Source organism: Actinomadura livida, assembly GCF_014648675.1.
Classification (GTDB): Bacteria; Actinomycetota; Actinomycetes; order Streptosporangiales; family Streptosporangiaceae; genus Spirillospora; species Spirillospora livida.
In genome coordinates, this window is the sequence record NZ_BMRO01000006.1 from 57589 (window position 1) to 74139 (window position 16551).

General features: G+C 76.4%; 3 protein-coding genes and 1 pseudogene. 2 read left to right on the plus strand and 2 right to left on the minus strand.

Translation table 11 applies throughout. From position 1 onward, the window contains the following. Both IEZ03_RS37930 and IEZ03_RS15575 read left to right on the plus strand, forming a co-directional pair. Window positions 1-373, plus strand: a 373-nt coding sequence (locus tag IEZ03_RS37930; protein WP_229808315.1) for an ATP-binding cassette domain-containing protein, incomplete at its 5' end; no start/stop codon positions are given. Between the two features lie 52 nt (window positions 374-425). Beyond that, a complete protein-coding gene (locus tag IEZ03_RS15575) occupies window positions 426-2162 on the plus strand; it encodes an ABC transporter ATP-binding protein (protein WP_184883859.1) in 1737 nt (578 codons plus the stop codon). Here the strand turns inward: IEZ03_RS15575 and IEZ03_RS15580 are convergent. Next, window positions 2159-2389: an MbtH family protein gene (locus IEZ03_RS15580; protein WP_184883858.1), complete on the minus strand. Its 231-nt coding sequence runs from the start codon at window positions 2387-2389 to the stop codon at window positions 2159-2161. The genes IEZ03_RS15575 and IEZ03_RS15580 overlap by 4 nt on opposite strands. Then, window positions 2386-16458: pseudogene (locus IEZ03_RS15585) on the minus strand (amino acid adenylation domain-containing protein); the annotation flags it as partial. The pseudogene IEZ03_RS15585 and the gene IEZ03_RS15580, both read right to left, overlap by 4 nt. Window positions 16459-16551 lie beyond the last annotated feature (93 nt).

The following is a 16551-nucleotide window of genomic DNA, read 5'->3' on the forward strand; positions in this document are numbered from 1 at the left end:
GGCGGCCGCGGCGGCGGACGAGGTCGCCGCGAACCTGCCCCGCGGCACCGCGACCGTGCTCACCGAGCGGGGGCGGTCGCTGTCGGGCGGGCAGCGGCAGCGCGTCGCGCTCGCCCGCGCGCTCGCCGCCGCAGCGCCGGTGCTGGTGCTGCACGACCCGACCACCGCGGTCGACGCCTTCACCGAGGCGCGGATCGCCGCCGGCGTCCGGGAGGCGCGCGGCGGCCGGACGACGATCGTGGTGGCGACGAGCCCGGCGCTGCTGGCCGCGGCCGACCGGGTCGTGTTCGTGGACGGCGGCGCCGTCGCCGCCGAAGGCGCCCACGGCGACCTCGTCCACGAGCACCCCGCCTACCGCGCGACCGTCCTTTAACTCGCCCGTCCTTTAGCTCGCCCGTCCTTCAGGCAGAGGAGAACGACCCCCGGTGACGACCACAGACGAGCGGGAGCTGCTGCCCACGGCGTCGGCCGCGCGCACCCGCGCCGCCGTCCGCGAACTGGCGCGCCCGCACCGGCGCACGATCGCGGGCGGGTTCCTCGCCCTGATCGGCGCGACCGCGGTCGGGCTGCTCACCGCGCCGGTGCTGGGGCACATCGTCGACCTGGTGGCGAAGGGCCGGCCCGCGTCCGCGCTCACCACGCCCGTCGTATGGCTCGCGGTCATCGCGGTCGTCCAGGGGGTGGCGACCGCCTACGGGCTCGGCCTGGTCGCCCGCGCCGGCGAGGGCATGCTGGCGACGCTGCGCGAGCGCTTCGTGGAACGGGCCCTGCGGCTGCCGCTGGAGCGGGTCGAGCTGGCCGGCTCCGGGGACCTGACGTCGCGGGTCACCAACGACGTGTCGGAGGTGACCACCGCGGTCCGCGAGGCGGTGCCGGCGCTGGCCAGGTCGCTGCTGGCCATCGCGCTGACCCTGGTGGCGCTGGCGTTCCTCGACTGGCGGTTCCTGCTGGTGGCGCTGCTGGCCGTCCCCATCCAGGCGCACACCGTGCGGTGGTACGTGCGCCGCGCCGTCCCGCTGTACGCGGCGCAGCGCGTCGCGGTCGGCGCGCAGCAGCAGGAGCTGCTCGGCTCGGTCGGCGGCGCGTCCACGGTGCGGGCGTTCCGGCTGGAGGACGAGCACACCGGGCGCGTCGGGACCCGGTCGCTCGCGGCGGTCGACCTGGCGCTGCGCGGGGTCCGGCTGGTGACGCGGTTCTACTCCCGCCTGAACCTCGCCGAGTTCGTCGGGCTGTCGGCCGTGCTGGCGACCGGTTTCCTGCTGGTGCGGGGCGGTGCGGTGAGCATCGGCACGGCCAGCGCCGCCGCGCTGTACTTCCACAACCTGTTCGCCCCGATCAACATCGCGCTCGGCCTGGCGGACGACGCGCAGAGCGCCACCGCCGGCCTGGCCCGCCTGGTCGGCGTCGCCGACGCCGCCCCGCTCCGGGCCGAGGAGGCGGCCGCCGGGCGCACCGGGCCGGCCCGCGGGCCGGTCGAGGTCCGCGGCGTCCGCTACTCCTACCGGAGCGGCCATCCCGTGCTGCACGACATCGACCTCCACATCACCGAGAAGGAGCGGGTGGCGCTGGTCGGCGCCAGCGGCGCGGGCAAGACGACGCTGGCCAAGCTCATCGCGGGCATCCACCGCCCCGACGCCGGCACGGCCCTCACCGAGGGCGAGGTCGGGCTGGTGACCCAGGAGGTGCACGTCTTCGCCGGTCCGCTCGCCGACGACCTGCGGCTGGCCCGGCCGGACGCGGCGGACGGCGAGCTGCGCGCGGCGCTCGCCCGGGTGGGCGCGCTGGACTGGGCGCTGGCGCTGCCGCAGGGGCTGGACACGGTCGTCGGCGAGAGCGGCCACCGGCTCACCGCCGCCCAGGCGCAGCAGCTCGCCCTCGCGCGACTGGTGCTGGCCGACCCGCCCGTGGTCGTGCTGGACGAGGCCACCGCCGAGGCGGGGAGCGCGGGCGCCCGGGAACTGGAGTCCTCGGCCTCGGCCGCGATCGAGGGCCGGACGGCCCTGGTCGTGGCGCACCGGCTCACCCAGGCCGCGGCCGCCGACCGCATCGTGGTCCTCGACGGCGGCCGCGTGGTGGAGACCGGCACCCACGACGAGCTGGTGGGCGCCGGAGGCCGGTACGCCGCGCTATGGCGGGCCTGGTCCGACGGCCACCGCTCCTAGTCCGCCTGGGCCGTGGTTCCGTCCATGGCCTCGGCGAGGCTGCGGGGGCGCAGGTCGGTCCAGTTCCGCTCGACGTACTCCAGGCAGGCGGCGCGGGTGTCCTCGCCGAACACGGACCGCCAGCCGGCCGGGACGTCCGCGAACGACGGCCACAGCGAGTGCTGCCCCTCGTCGTTGACCAGGACGTGGAAGCGGCCCTCGGGGTCCTCGAACGGGTTGGTGCTCATCGGGTGTTCCTCCTCAGGATGTCGAGCAGTTCACCGGCCAGGCGCTCGGCCGTGGCGCGGTCGAACAGCTCCGCGTCGTAGACCAGTACGCAGTCCACGGGCCCGGCGCCCCGCGGTTCGTAGAAACCGAGCGCGAGCTCGGCGGAGAGCGCGCCGGTCGGGACGAGGTCGAACCCCGCGCCGAGGCCCGGGACCTCCGCGAGGGCCACCTGCTCGTGCTGGGTCAGCAGCACCTGCGGCGCGGCCAGGCCGAGCGCGGCGGCGACCCGGTCGAACGGGACGTCCTGCCGGTCGAACGCGGCCAGGTCGGTGTCCCGCACCCGGCCGAGCAGCTCGCCGGGCTCCGGGTCGCCGCCGGTGCCGGTGCGCAGGATGACGGTGTTGGAGAAGCAGCCCACCAGGTCGGTGAGCCGGTCGTCGGCGCGGCCCGCGACCGGGGAGGCGATCGGGACGTCGGTGCCCGCCCCGTGCCGGGTGAGCAGGGTCGCCAGCGCGGCCTGCAGCACCATGAACGTGCTCGTCCCGGTCCGCGCCGCCAGCTCGCCGATCGCCCGGTGCAGTCCGGTTCCGATCTGGAACTCCACGTACTCGCCCACGCCCCGGTGGTCCGGGGACGGCTCCCGGTCGTAGGGCAGGGAGATCCGGACGGGCAGCCCGTCCAGGGCCTCGCGCCAGTAGGCGAGCTGACGTTCCTCAACATCATCGGCCACCCGGTGCGCCCACAGCGTGTAGTCGGTGTAGGAGACGGGCAGTGGCGGCGGCTCCGGCTCGCGCCCGCTCCGCCGCGCCGCGTAGGCGGCGGCGAAGTCGCGGCTCAGCGGCACCGTGGACCAGTCGTCCACGCCGATGTGGTGCATGGTCAGCAGGAGCGCCCGCGCGCCGCCGGGATCGGTGAGCAGGCGGGCCCGCAGCGGCGGGCGCGCCTCCAGGTCCGCGGGTTCGCGGGCCAGTTCCCGGAGCGACGCGTCGAGGTCGCCGGCCCGGACGTGCTCCAGCACCGGCTCGGCGGGCTCGGGCCGCCCGCCGGGGAAGCGGGTGCGCAGGGGCTCATGGCGCGCGGCTACGTCGGCGAGCGCCGCCGCCAGGGCGTCGCCGTCGAGATCGCCGGATCGCAGCGCGAACGCCGCGGTGTAGGCCCTGCCCGCGCCCTGCCGGTAGCGGGTCCAGTGCCATTCCTGCGGCGGGGCGAGCGGCATCGTCTCAGGACGCTCGGCGCCGGCGGCGAGCCGCGGCCCGCTGCCGGAGCCACCGGCCGCGTCGATGCGTTCGGCCAGCGCGGCGACCGTCGGGGCGTCGAACACGTCGCGCAGGGCGAGCCCCGCGTCCAGCGCCGTCCGGACCCGGGCGAGCAGCCGCATCGCCGACATGGAGTGGCCGCCGAGCTCGAAGAAGTTGTCGTGGAGGCCGACCCCGGGCAGGCCGAGCACCTCGGCGAACATGGCGGCCAGCTCCCGCTGCCGCGGCGTGCCGGGCCGCGCGGAACCGGTCATCGCCGCCCAGTCGGGGGCGGGCAGCGCCCGGCGGTCGAGCTTGCCGTTGGGGGTGAGCGGCAGCGGGCCGTCGAGCACCACGACCACCGCCGGGACCATGTAGTCCGGGAGCAGCGTCGCGACGTGCGCGCGGACCTCGGCCGGGTCGGGCGGGCCCTCCCCCGGTTCCGGGACGGCGTAGCCGATCAGTCTCGTGTCCGGCCCGCCGCGGTCGGCGACCACGGCCGCCTGCCGGACGCCCGGGTGCCGCGTCATCGCCCCGGCGACCTCCCCGGGCTCGATGCGGAACCCGCGGACCTTCACCTGGTCGTCGGCGCGGCCGAGGAAGTCGATGTCGCCGCCGGGGCGCCAGCGCGCGCGGTCGCCCGTCCGGTACATGCGGGTGCCGGGCGGGCCGAACGGGCACGCCACGAACCGCTCGGCGGTCAGGCCGGGCCGTCCGAGGTAGCCGCGGGCCAGACCGCGCCCGGCGACGTACAGCTCGCCGGGCACCCCGGGCGGCACCGGCCGCAGGCGTTCGTCCAGCACGTACACGCGGGTGTTGGGGTCGGGGGCGCCGATCGGGACCGCGCCCGTCCAGCCCTCCTCGGCGGGCCACAGGGTGGAGTTCACCGTCGCCTCGGTCAGCCCGTAGGCGGCCAGCAGCCGCAGGTGCCCGGCCCAGCGCGCGATCACTCCCGGCGGGACGGTCTCGGTGCCGACCAGCACCGTCGCGCCCGCGGGCGGCGCGCAGCCCGCGGGCAGCGCCGCGACGAGGGACGGCGGCAGGATGGCGTGCGTGATGCCCTGGCCGTTCATGAAGCCGGTCAGGTCCGGGCCCGGCACGCGCGCCTCGTCGGGGACGAGCACGAGCCGCCCGCCGTGGCACAGCGCCATCGCCAGCTCGAAGATCGTGACGTCGAAGCCGATGGACGCGAACTGCAGGACGCGGCTGTCCGGCGTGAGGCCCATCCGGTCGACGGCCGTGGCGACGAGGCTGCCGATGCCCTCGTGCGGGACGACGACGCCCTTGGGCCGCCCCGTCGAGCCGGACGTGTAGATGACGTAGGCGGCCTGGTCGAGCGCGACGTGCGGGAACGGCCCGCCCGGTTCGGTGCCGGCCAGCCGCGCCGCGACGGCCGGATCGTCCAGCACCACCGGCCGGACGCCTTCGACCTCGGGCACCTTCCCGGCGACCTGCTCGGTGACGACGACCGCCGCGGCGCCCGCGTCGCCGAGCATGTAGGCGAGCCGGTCGGCCGGGTGCGCGAGGTCGAGCGGCAGGAACGCCGCGCCCAGCCTGCCCGCGCCCAGCATCACCGCGACCATCTCCGCCGAGCGCGGCACCGCGACGCCGACGACGCTCTCCGGGCCCACGCCGTACTGGGCGAGCAGCCGCGCCATGCGGTCGGCCAGCGCGTCCAACTCGGTGTAGGTGAGGGTGCGCGGGCCGTCCACGACGGCGACGGCTCCGGGACGCTCCGCCACGCGCCGCCGGAACATCTCGGGGATGGTCTCCTCGGCCACCTCGCGGTCGGTGCGGTTGAATCCGTCCAGGACCAGGGCGCGTTCCTCGGCGGTCACCACGTCGATGTCGCCGACGCGCAGCTCCGGGTCCGCGGCGACGGCGGCGACCAGGCGCGACAGCCGCTCCCCCAGCGTCGCGACCGTCGACCGGTCGAAGATGTCGGAGCGGTACTCCAGCACGCACGAGATCCGTCCGGTCTCCGCGTCTTCCCCGAAGCTGAACACCAGGTCGAACTTCGCCGTGCGCGCCTCGACCGGCTCGGGGCGCACCTCCAGCCCGGCGAACTCGACGTCGCCGCCACCTCGGTTGCGGTACCCGACCATCACCTGGAACAGCGGGTTGCGGTCGGGCGAGCGGACGGGGTTCAGCTCCTCCACCACGGCCTCGAACGGCACGTCCTGGTTCGAGAAGGCGGCCAGGTCGGTCTCCCGGACGCGAGCGAGCAGCTCGGCGAACGTCGGGTCGCCGGACACGTCGGTGCGCAGCACCAGCGTGTTGACGAAGAAGCCGACCAGGTCGGTCAGCGCCTCGTCGGTGCGGCCGGAGATCGGCGCGCCGAGCGGGAGGTCGTCCCCGGCGCCGAGGCGGTGCAGCAGCGCGGCGACGGCCGCGTGGCACACCATGAACATGCTGGCGCCGCCGCGCTGGGCGAGCCGGCGCAGGCCCGCGCAGTCCCCGGGGTCCAGTTCGACGACCAGCTCGCCGCCGGACATGGCCGGCCGCGCCGGATGCGGCCGGTCCGTGGGCAGCTCCAGCCGCTCCGGGGCGCCGTCCAGGGTCCGCTTCCAGAAGGCGAGCTGGCGCGCGGCGAGGCTGCCGGGTTCGGCGCGGTCGCCGAGCAGCCGCCGCTGCCAGAGCGTGTAGTCGACGTACTGCACCGGCAGCGGTTCCCACTCGGGGGCCCGCCCGGCGGCACGTGCCGCGTAGGCGGTGGCCAGGTCGCGCAGGAACGGCCCGTCCGACCACTCGTCGGTCGTGATGTGGTGCAGGAGCAGCGCCACGACGTGCTCGTCCTCGGCGAGCCGGACGACGGTCGCGCGCAGCGGCGGTTCGGACGCGAGGTCGAACCGGCGGCCCAGCGCGCCGGCGAGCACCGTGCCGAGCGCGTCCTCGGCCGCCTCGATGACGCGCACTTCGGGCCGCGCCTCACCGGCCGGCAGCACCCGCTGGAACGGCCGGCCCTCGCGCTCGCCGACGAGCGTGCGCAGCGCCTCGTGGCGGTCCATGACGTCGGCCAGCGCGGCACCGAACGCGGCGGCGGCGAACGCCCCGCGCAGCCGCATCACCAGCGGGAAGTTGTAGGCGGCCGACGGCGTCAGCTGCTCGATCATCCAGAGCCGCCGCTGGGCGAACGACAGCGGCGGCTCACCGGGCCGGTCCGCGGCCGGCGCCAGGGCGGGGCGCGCCCCCGCGTGGGCCGCGGCGGCGCGCCCGGCCAGCTCGGCGACCGTGGGCGCCTCGAACAGGTCGCGGATGGCCAGCTCCGCGCCGAGCACGGCGCGGGCGCGGCCGATCAGCCGGGTGGCCAGCAGCGAGTGGCCGCCGAGGTCGAAGAAGTCGTCGTCGATGCCGACCCGGCCGACGCCGAGCAGCTCGGCGAACAGGCCGCACAGGGCCTCCTCGGCGGGCGTGCGCGGCGGGCGGCTCGCCGCGGCGGCGGTCACGGCGGGCGCGGGCAGCGCCCGGACGTCGAGCTTGCCGTTCACGGTGAGCGGCAGCCGCTCCACCGGCAGCAGCGCCGCCGGGACCATGTAGTCGGGCAGCCGCTCCTTCAGGTGCGCGCGGAGCGCCGCCGTCAGGGCGTCCGCGTCACCGGGCGGCCAGGACTCCGGGACGACGTACCCGGCGAGCCGCTTCACGCCGCCGGGCCCGGACGCGTCGGCGACCACGGCGGCGTGCGCGACCGCCGGGTGCTCCTCCAGCGCCGCGCCGACCTCGGCGGGCTCCACCCGGTAGCCGCGGATCTTGACCTGGTCGTCGGTGCGGCCGAGGAAGTCGAGGTTCCCGTCGGGTCGGCGGCGCACCAGGTCGCCCGTCCGGTACATCCGGTCGCCGGGCGCGCCGAACGGGTCGGCGACGAAACGCTCCGCGGTTCGGCCGGGCCGCCGGTGGTAGCCGCGCGCCAGCCCGGTGCCCGCGATGTACAGCTCGCCGGGCGCCCCGTCCGGCACCGGGCGCAGCGCCGTGTCGAGGACGTGGGCGCGGGTGTTCCAGATCGGGCGGCCCACGGTCGGGGTGTCGCTGTCGCGGGTGCCGCCGCCGAGCGTGTTGATCGTGTACTCGGTCGGGCCGTACAGGTTGTAGCCGGACGTGCCCTCGGTGTCGCGCAGCCGGGACCAGACGGTCTCGGTGACCGCCTCGCCGCCGAGCAGCACCAGCGGCGGCCGGTGCCCGTCCAGCAGGCCCTCCTCGATGAGGTGGTGCGCGTACGTCGGCGTGACGTTGACGACGTCCACGCGGTGGCGGTCGCAGTACGCGACGAGCGCCTCGGCGTCGCGGCGCAGCTCCTCGTCGCAGACGTGGACCTCGTGGCCCTCGACCAGCCACAGCAGCTCTTCCCACGACATGTCGAAGGCGAACGAGACCGTGTGCGCGATCCGCAGCCGCCGCCCGCCCGCCGACGCGATCGCCGGGGCGAAGATCGCCTCCCGGTGGTTGAGCTGCATGTTGGTCAGCCCCCGGTACGGCGTGACGACGCCCTTCGGGCGGCCGGTCGAGCCGGAGGTGTAGATGAGGTACGCCGGGTGCTCCAGGCGGCCCGGGCGGCCGGGTTCGAAACCGGGCGTCTCCGCGCCGGTGATCTCCCCGCCGGGGAGCGAGGCGAGTTCGGCGGCGGTGTCCGGGGCGTCCAGCGCGATGCGTCCCGGGCCGTCGGGCAGGACGGACGCGGCGACGGACTCCGTCGTCAGGACGCAGGCCGGCGCCGCGTCGGCGAGCATGTGCGCCAGCCGGTCGGCGGGGTGGTCCAGTTCCAGCGGCAGGTACGCCGCGCCGGTGCGCAGCACCGCGAACAGCGCCGCGACCATGTCGGCCGAACGCGGCAGCGCCAGCGCCACCACCCGTTCCGGTGCGGCGCCGCGCGCCAGCAGCAGCCGGGCGAGCCGGTTCACGCGGGCGTCCAGCTCGGCGTAGGTGAGGGTCTCGTCCCCGGCGACGACGGCGACCTCGTCAGGGGTGCGCGCGGCCTGCGCCGCGAGCATCTCCGAGACGGTCTCGTCGGGCACCGGGCGGCGGGTGGCGTCCCACTCGTCCGCCAGGGCCCGCCACTCCGCCGGCTCCAGCGGGTCGAGCGCGCCCACGCGCGGCACCGCCCCGCCGGCCCGCTCCTCGCTCTCCAGGCCGTCCACGAGCCGTTCGACCAGGGTCGTGAAGCGCCGCAGCAGGGATTCGGCGAGCGGGCGGCCGATGACGTCGGGACGGTGGTCGATCTTCATCCGCACCGGCGTGCCGGGCGTCACGACGAACGTGATCGGGTAGTGGGTGGCGTCGAGGCCCTCCGCCTCCACGATGCCGTGCCGCTCCTGCAGCTCGGCCATGTCGTCCTCGTCGCCGAGGTTCTGCAGCACGTAGAGGGTGTCGAACAGCCGGGAGTGCCCGGCGGCCTGCTGGATGTCGCCCAGGCCGAGGTAGTCGTGCGGCATGAGCGCGACCCGTTCGCCCTGCACGCGCCGCAGCAGGCCGGGGACGGGTTCGCGCGGATCCAGCGTGACCCGGACGGGGACCGTGTTGAGGAACATCCCGATGATGCCCTCCACCCGGGGCACGTCGCCCGGCCGCCCCGCCACCGCCGTGCCGAACACGACGTCCTCGCGGCCGGTGGCGCTCGACAGCACCAGCGCCCACGCCGCGCTGAACACCGTGTTGAGCGTCAGGCCGTGGCGGCGCACCGCCGCGTAGAGCCGCTCGGTGAGCGGCACCGGCAGCTCGGCCCGGCTGCGGTCCGGGATCACCGGTTCGAGTGCCCGGTCCACCGGGCCGACGAGGGTGGGCTCGGCCAGGCCCGCCAGCGCGTCCCGCCACGCCTCCTTGGCGCGGCCGGCGTCCTGCGTGCCGAGCCAGGCCAGGTAGTCGCGGTACGAGCCGGGCGGCGGCAGGTCGACCGTGTCGCCGCGCCGCTCGTCCTCGGCCCGCTCGTACATGGCGATGAGCTGCTCGAAGAACAGCCACGCCGACCACCCGTCCCACAGGATCAGGTGGTGGGTGATGACGAGCCGGTCCGCCGCGTCTCCGTCCGCTCCGTCGCCGAGCCGGATCAGCAGCAGCCGGAACAGCGGCGGTGCGGCGAGGTCGAATCGGCGCCTGCGGTCGGCCGCCAGAATCCGGCCGATCTCCGCCTCCCGGCTCTCGGGGTCGAGTCCGGAGAGGTCGATCTCCTCCAGCCGGGGGGCGGGCCCGGCGCCGATGAACTGCACCGGCTGCGGGAGCCCGTCGTTGGTGAACCCGGCTCGGAGCGCGGTGTGCCGGGCCAGCACTGCGGCGCACGCGTCCAGCAGCCGGGCGGCGTCCACGCGGCGGCTGAAGTCGAACGCGACCTGCGCGGTGTAGACGTCGAGCGCGCCGGTGTCGTAGCTGGAGTGGAAGTACAGCCCCTCCTGCAGCGGCGACAGCGGCCAGACCTCCTCGACCGGAAGCGGCGCGAGCCGCGAGACCCGCTCCCGCTCCGCGTCCGTCAGCGCGACCAGTTCGGCCGTGCCGCCGGAGCCGGTCTCGCCGGCGACCTCCCGCGCGGCGGCTGCCAGGGCCGCGGGGGTGGGGTGCTCGAACACGTCCTGCGGCCCGACGACGAGCCCGGCCCGGTGCGCCCGCCCGGACACCACGATCGACAGGATGCTGTCGCCGCCCAGCGCGAAGAAGTCGTCGTCGGCGCCGACCTCGGCGGTCTCGAGCACCTCGGCGAAGATGTCGCAGAACAGCCGCTCGCGCTCGGTGCGCGGCGCCCGCGCCGCCGCCCGCCCGGCGGCGGGCGCGGGCAGCGCGGCCCGGTCGATCTTGCCGCCCGGGGTCAGCGGCAGCTCGCCGAGCACGACGACGTCGGAGGGGATCATCGCCTCGGGAAGCGTCGCGGCGAGCGACTCGCGCAGCGCCTCGGCGTCCAGGTGGACGCCGGGCTCGGGCACCACGTAGGCGGCCAGCCGCGCGCCGCCCGGACCGTCGCGGCGGTCGACCACGGCCGCGCGCCGCACGCCCGGCTCCGCCGCGATCCGCGCCTCGACCTCGCCCAGCTCGATCCGGTTGCCGCGGACCTTGACCTGCCGGTCGACCCGTCCCAGGTACGTGAGGTACCCGGCGCCGCCGCGGCCGTGCCGGCGCACGAGGTCGCCGGTGCGGTACATGCGCTCGCCGGGCGCGCCGAACGGGTCGGCGACGAACCGCTCGGCGGTCAGCCCGGCCCGGCGGTGGTAGCCGTGGGCGACCTGGCTCCCGCCGACGTAGAGTTCGCCCGCCGCGCCGGGCGGCACGGGACGCAGCGCGCCGTCCAGGACGTACAGCCGGGTGCCGCCCACCGGTCCCCCGATCGGCACGGCCGGGCCGTCCGCGGCGCCGCCGTACTCCCGGTACGCGACCTGGATCGTCGTCTCGGTCGGCCCGTACACGTTGTACATCGGCACGCCGGTCAGCGCGGTCCACCGCGCGGCGAACTCGCCGGTCAGCGCCTCGCCGCCGCTGAACACCCGGCGCAGGCCGCGCAGCGCCGCCAGGTCGCCGGCGTCCTCGGCGGCCTGGAGGAACGCCGCCAGCATCGACGGCACCATCGCGATCGTCGTGACGCCGTGCTCGCGGACGCGGCGCGCGAGATGGGCGGTGTCGCGCTGCCCGCCTGGGCGGGTCAGGACGATCCCGGCCCCGGCGCACAGCGGCCAGAACAACTCCAGGAGGGACGCGTCGAAGGCGGCCGAGAGCTGCTGCAGGACGCGGTCGTCCGCGCCGAGCGGGAACCGTTCCGCCAGCCAGGTCATCTGGCTGACGACGGCGCGGTGCGGGACGAGGACGCCCTTGGGGCGGCCCGTCGACCCGGAGGTGTACAGGAGGTAGGCGGGGTGCTCCGGCCCGGCCGTCTCCCACACCGACCGGCCGCCCGGGTCGCCGTCCGCGGCGTCAACGTCCTCGTCGAGGAACACGCGGGACACGCCGTCCGCTTCCGGAAGGCGACCCGCGGCCTCCCGCGTGGTCAGGACGGTCCGGGCGGCGGAGTCGGCGAGCATGTACGCCAGCCGGTCCGCGGGGAGGTCCGCGTCGAGCGGCAGGTAGGCGGCGCCCGACCGCAGCGTGCCGAGCAGGGCGGCGACCAGCTCGGGCGAGCGCGGCACCGCGACCGCCACGATGTCGCCGGGCCGCGTCCCGCGCGCGCGGAGGCGGCGCGCGACGGCGTCCGCCCGCCGGTCCAGCGCGGCATAGGTGAGCGTCGCGTCCGGCCCGTCGCCGATGACGGCGACGGCGTCCGGCGCCGCGGCGGCCCGCGCCGCGACCATGGCGTGCAGGGTGGGAGCGGCCGGCCGCACCGGCGCTCCGGCGAGCGCGGCGCGTGCCCGCTCGCCGTCCGCGGGCGGTTCCAGGGCCGCGACGGGGCGGGACGGGTCCGCGGCCAAGGTCTCCAGCACCGCCGCCAGGCGCGCGGCGATCCGCTCGGCGGTGGCCGCGTCGATCCTGGCGGCGTCGTGGTCGATCCGCAGCGCCAGCCGCCGGCCCGGCAGGACGATCAGCGCGAGCGGGTACTGCTCGACGTTGGTGAAGTCGACACCGGTGATCTCGACGGTGCCCGACGGGTCGCGCAGGTCCCGCTCCTCGGGATAGTTCTCCAGCACGACGAGGGTGTCGAACAGGTCCCCCGCCCCGGCGAGCCGCTGGATGCGCGCGAGCCCGAGGTACTGGTGGTCGAGCAGCGCCGACTGCGCGTCCTGCAGCCGGGTGAGCGCCGCGGCGAGCGGCTCGCCCGGCCGCCACCACATCCGCACCGGCAGCGTGTTGACGAACATGCCCACCATCGACTCGATGCCGGCGATGTCGGCGAACCGCCCGGAGACGGCCGTGCCGAACACCACGTCCCCGCGACCGGTCATCCGCCCGAGCAGCAGCCCCCAGGCGCCCTGCACCAGGGTGCCGAGCGTCAGGCCGTGCCGGCGGGCGCGGTCGGCGAGCGCGGCGGTGGTCTCCTCGGGCAGCTCGAAGCGGACGTCGGCCCGCCGGCGCGCCGGGGCGTCCCCGCCGCCGGGCGGGGGCGGGAGGGTGTCGGCGAGCCGGGTCGGCCCGTCCAGGTCGTCGAGGGCGGTCCGCCAGGCCGCCAGGGCCGCGTCGCGGTCCCGCCCCGCAAGCCAGGCGAGGTAGTCGCGGTAGGGAGTGGGCGGGGCGGGGGGGCGCGTTCCGGCGTCCGCGGTTCCGGGGTGCTCGTAGAACTCCAGGAGCTCGCGGAGCATGACCTGCACCGACCAGCCGTCCGCCACGATGTGGTGGAACATCAGCACCAGGGCGTGGTGGTCGCGGTCGTGCCGGACGAGCGTGCAGCGCAGCAGCGGCGGCCGTTCCAGGTCGAAGCCGCGGGCGTTCTCCTCCGCCGCCACGGCAGCGGCGCGCTCCGCACGCTCGGTCGCGCCGAGGCCCCCGAGGTCGACGTCGCGCCATGGCACGGCGACCCGCCCCTCGGGGACGGCCTGCACGATCCGCCCGTCGTCCAGGCGGACGAATCCGGCCCGCAGCGGGGCGTGCCGGTCGAGGACGGCCTGCATGGCCCGGCGCAGCGCCTCCGCGTCGAGGGGCCCGCGCAGGTCGATGACGTGCTGGACGACGTAGACGTTGCCGGACGGCTCGTCGACGAGGGTGTGGAAGAGGAAGCCCTCCTGCAGCGGCGTGAGCGGCAGCACCTCAGCGGCACCGCCGGGGAGTTCTGCGAGCCGGCGGGTGTCGGCGTCGCCGAGCCGCACCAGCGGCTCCGCGGCGTCCCCGGCGGTGTCCCCGACGGCGGGAGCGTGCTCCTCCCCTGTGGACGCGGCCGCGGCGAGCGCGGCGGCGGTGCGGTTCCGGAAGACGTCCCCCGCCGAGAGCGTGAGGCCGGCCGCACGCGCCCTGATGAGCACCTGGATCGCCAGGATGCTGTCGCCGCCGAGTTCGATGAAGTCGTCGTCGGCATCGACGTCCGGCAGGCCGAGGACCTCGGCGTACACGCCGCACAGCAGTTCCGCGCGCGCTCGCAGGGCCCGGTCGGAGAGGCGGGCGGGGCCCGCCGCCGGGGCTGAGCGGCGGGACGCGGCCAGGGCGGCGTAGTCCGGGGCGGGCAGCGCCGCGCGGTCGATCTTGCCGCTGGGCAGCACGGGGAGCTCGGCCAGCGGCACGAACGCGGCGGGCACCATGTAGGCGGGCAGCCGGTCCCGCAGGTGGGCGCGCAGGGCGTGCACGAAGGCGCCCGCGTCGCGGAAGCCGGACGGCGCGTTGGCGTACGCGGACGGCGCGGCACCGGCGTCGCCGCGCGGCCGGTAGACCTCGCCGGGATCGACACCGGGGGCGGCGAAGACCACATCGACCGAGCCGTCCGCCGCATCGCCGGACCATGTCGCCGTCACCGTGTAGCCGGACTCCTCGCCCAGGCTCCAGAGCGTCTCGGGGTCGATCGCCTCGGGGAGCGGCTCTCCAGGCCACAGTGCCCGCTGGGCCGCCAGGTCGGGCGTGAGGCGGGCGTTGGGCACGCCGTTGACCCGCAGCAGGGGCGGCCGCTCGGCCAGCCGCTCCGCCAGCGCCGCAAGGTCGGCCGCGTCCGTGCCCCAGCGCAGCTCGCGCGCCCGCTGCGCGTCGTCCGGCACGTCACCGGTGCGAGTGCGCAGGACCACGTCGTAGCGGTGCCTGCTCAGCTCGTTGTGGTGCCGGGCGCGCTTGATGCGCAGGTCCACCGCGCTGACGCCGCCGACGCTCTGCGCCAGGGCGGGGAAGAAGTCCGGGTCGAGGAGCAGCTCGCCCTCCCAGCGCACCGCCTGCTCGACCGCCGACCGCAGCTCCGGCACGGCCTCGGATGCGATCTCGCCGTCGTGGCGCGTGACCTCCACGGCGGCCCGCAGGGTGCGCAGCAGCCGCAGGTTGCGGACGTCCCCGACGAAGACGCTGCCGCCCGGGGAAAGCAGGTCCACCGCCGACCGGAGCACCTGGGCGAGATAGTCGGCGCTGGGGAAGTACTGCGCCACCGAGTTGACGACCACGGTGTCGAAGTGGCCGCGGGGCAGGCCGCCGAAGTCGTGCGCGGGCTGGGCCCGCAGCTCCACCCTGCCGGCGAGGCCGGGGACGCCGCCGACCCGGCCGCGCAGCGCGGTGACCGCCTCCTCGGACAGGTCGGTGCCCCAGTACGACTCGCAGTGCGGCGCGACCCCCGACAGGATCAGCCCGCTGCCGACGCCGATCTCCAGCACCCGGCGGGGCCGCAGCGACAGGATCCGCCCGACGGTCGCCTCCCGCCACTCCCGCATCTCGTCCAGCGGGATGGGGCGGCCGTCGTAGGTGCTGTTCCAGCCGGTGAAGCTCTCCGCCAGACCGCCGTCGCCGGACGCCACCGCGGTGTAGAGCAGCTCGTGGAGGCGCTTCCACTCGCCGACCTGCTCGCGCTCCCGGTCCTCGTCGCGGTGCGCCGGGGCTCCCGCGGCGGGCACGACGTAGGCGACGAGCCGCCGGTCGCCCGGCCGGTCCTCGCGGACGGTGACGGCCGTCTGCGCGACCGACGGGTGCCCGCCGAGCACGGCCTCGATCTCGGCCGGCTCGACCCGGAAGCCGCGGATCTTCACCTGGTCGTCGGCGCGCCCCGCGAACTCCAGCCGGCCGTCGGGCAGCCACCGCACCAGGTCCCCGGTGCGGTACAGCCGCCCGCCGGGCGGGCCGAACGGGTCGGCGACGAACCGCTCGGCGGTCAGGCCGGGGCGGCCGAGGTAGCCGCGGGCCAGCCCCGAGCCGCCGAGGTACAGCTCCGCAGTCACCCCCGCCGGGACGGGGCGGAGCGCGTCGTCCAGCACGTAGGCGCGGGTGCCCGGATCCGGGCGCCCGATCGGGACCGTCGAGCCCGGCGCCGGGTCGTCCGGGCACTCGCCGAGCGTCGAGTTGACCGTCGCCTCGGTGGGCCCGTACGCGTTGAACATGTCCCGGCCGGGCGACCAGCGGGCCACCAGCTCCGCCGAGACGCGCTCGGTGCCGGCGAGCAGGGTGGCGCCGGCGGGCAGCGTGCAGTCCTCCGGCATCGTGGCGAGCAGCGCCGGGGGCAGGATCATGAAGTTGACGTCGTGCGCTGCGGCGTAGTCGGCCAGCTCCGGGCCGGGCACCCGCCGCTCGGACGGGACGATCACCAGCCGCCCGCCGGAGAGCAGCCCGAGGCACAGGTCCCAGAACGCGACGTCGAAGCTGGGCGAGGCGAACTGCAGGACCCGGCTGTGCGGTCCGACGCCGAGCCGCTCCGACTGCGTGGCGACGAGCTTGGCCACGCCGGAGTGGGTGACGACGACGCCCTTGGGCCGGCCGGTGGAGCCGGAGGTGTAGATCACGTACGCGGCGTTCCGGACGTCGAGCGCGACCTCGGGGTCCGTGCCGGGGCGTGCGGCGATCTCGGCCGCGGCCTCGGGCAGGTCGAGCAGCAGGCGCGACGTCCCGGCGCCGTCGGGCACGGCCTCCGCCAGCTCCCTGGTCGTGACCAGGCAGACCGGCCGGGCGTCGTCCAGCATGAAGGCGAGGCGTTCCGCCGGGTAGTCCGGGTCGAGCGGCAGGTAGGCGGCGCCCGCCTTGAGCACGGCCAGCTCCGCCACGATCAGGTCCGGCGACCGCGGCAGCGCCAGCGCCACGACCCGCTCGGGTCCGGCGCCGCGCCCGGCCAGGGCGTGCGCCAGCCGGTTCGCCCGCGCGTCCACCTCGGCATAGGTCAGCTCGGTGCCGCCGAACACCACGGCCACCGCGTCCGGGTGCCGCCGGACCCGCGCCCGGAACATCTCGGGAAGCGTCGCCTGCGGCACCCGGCAGGCGGTGTCGTTCCATTCGACGAGGATCCGGTGGAGTTCCGCCGGGGAAGGCTCCGCCCCCGCTTCGGCGGTGTTCTGGTCAGCGGCGAATTCCTGGGTCACAACCGCACCTCCGCCACGGCCGGCACGGCCGGCCGCGCTCGCACACTCCTGGCTTGCACACTCCCGCGACCGGGCCGGCGTCGCCGGCCGGCC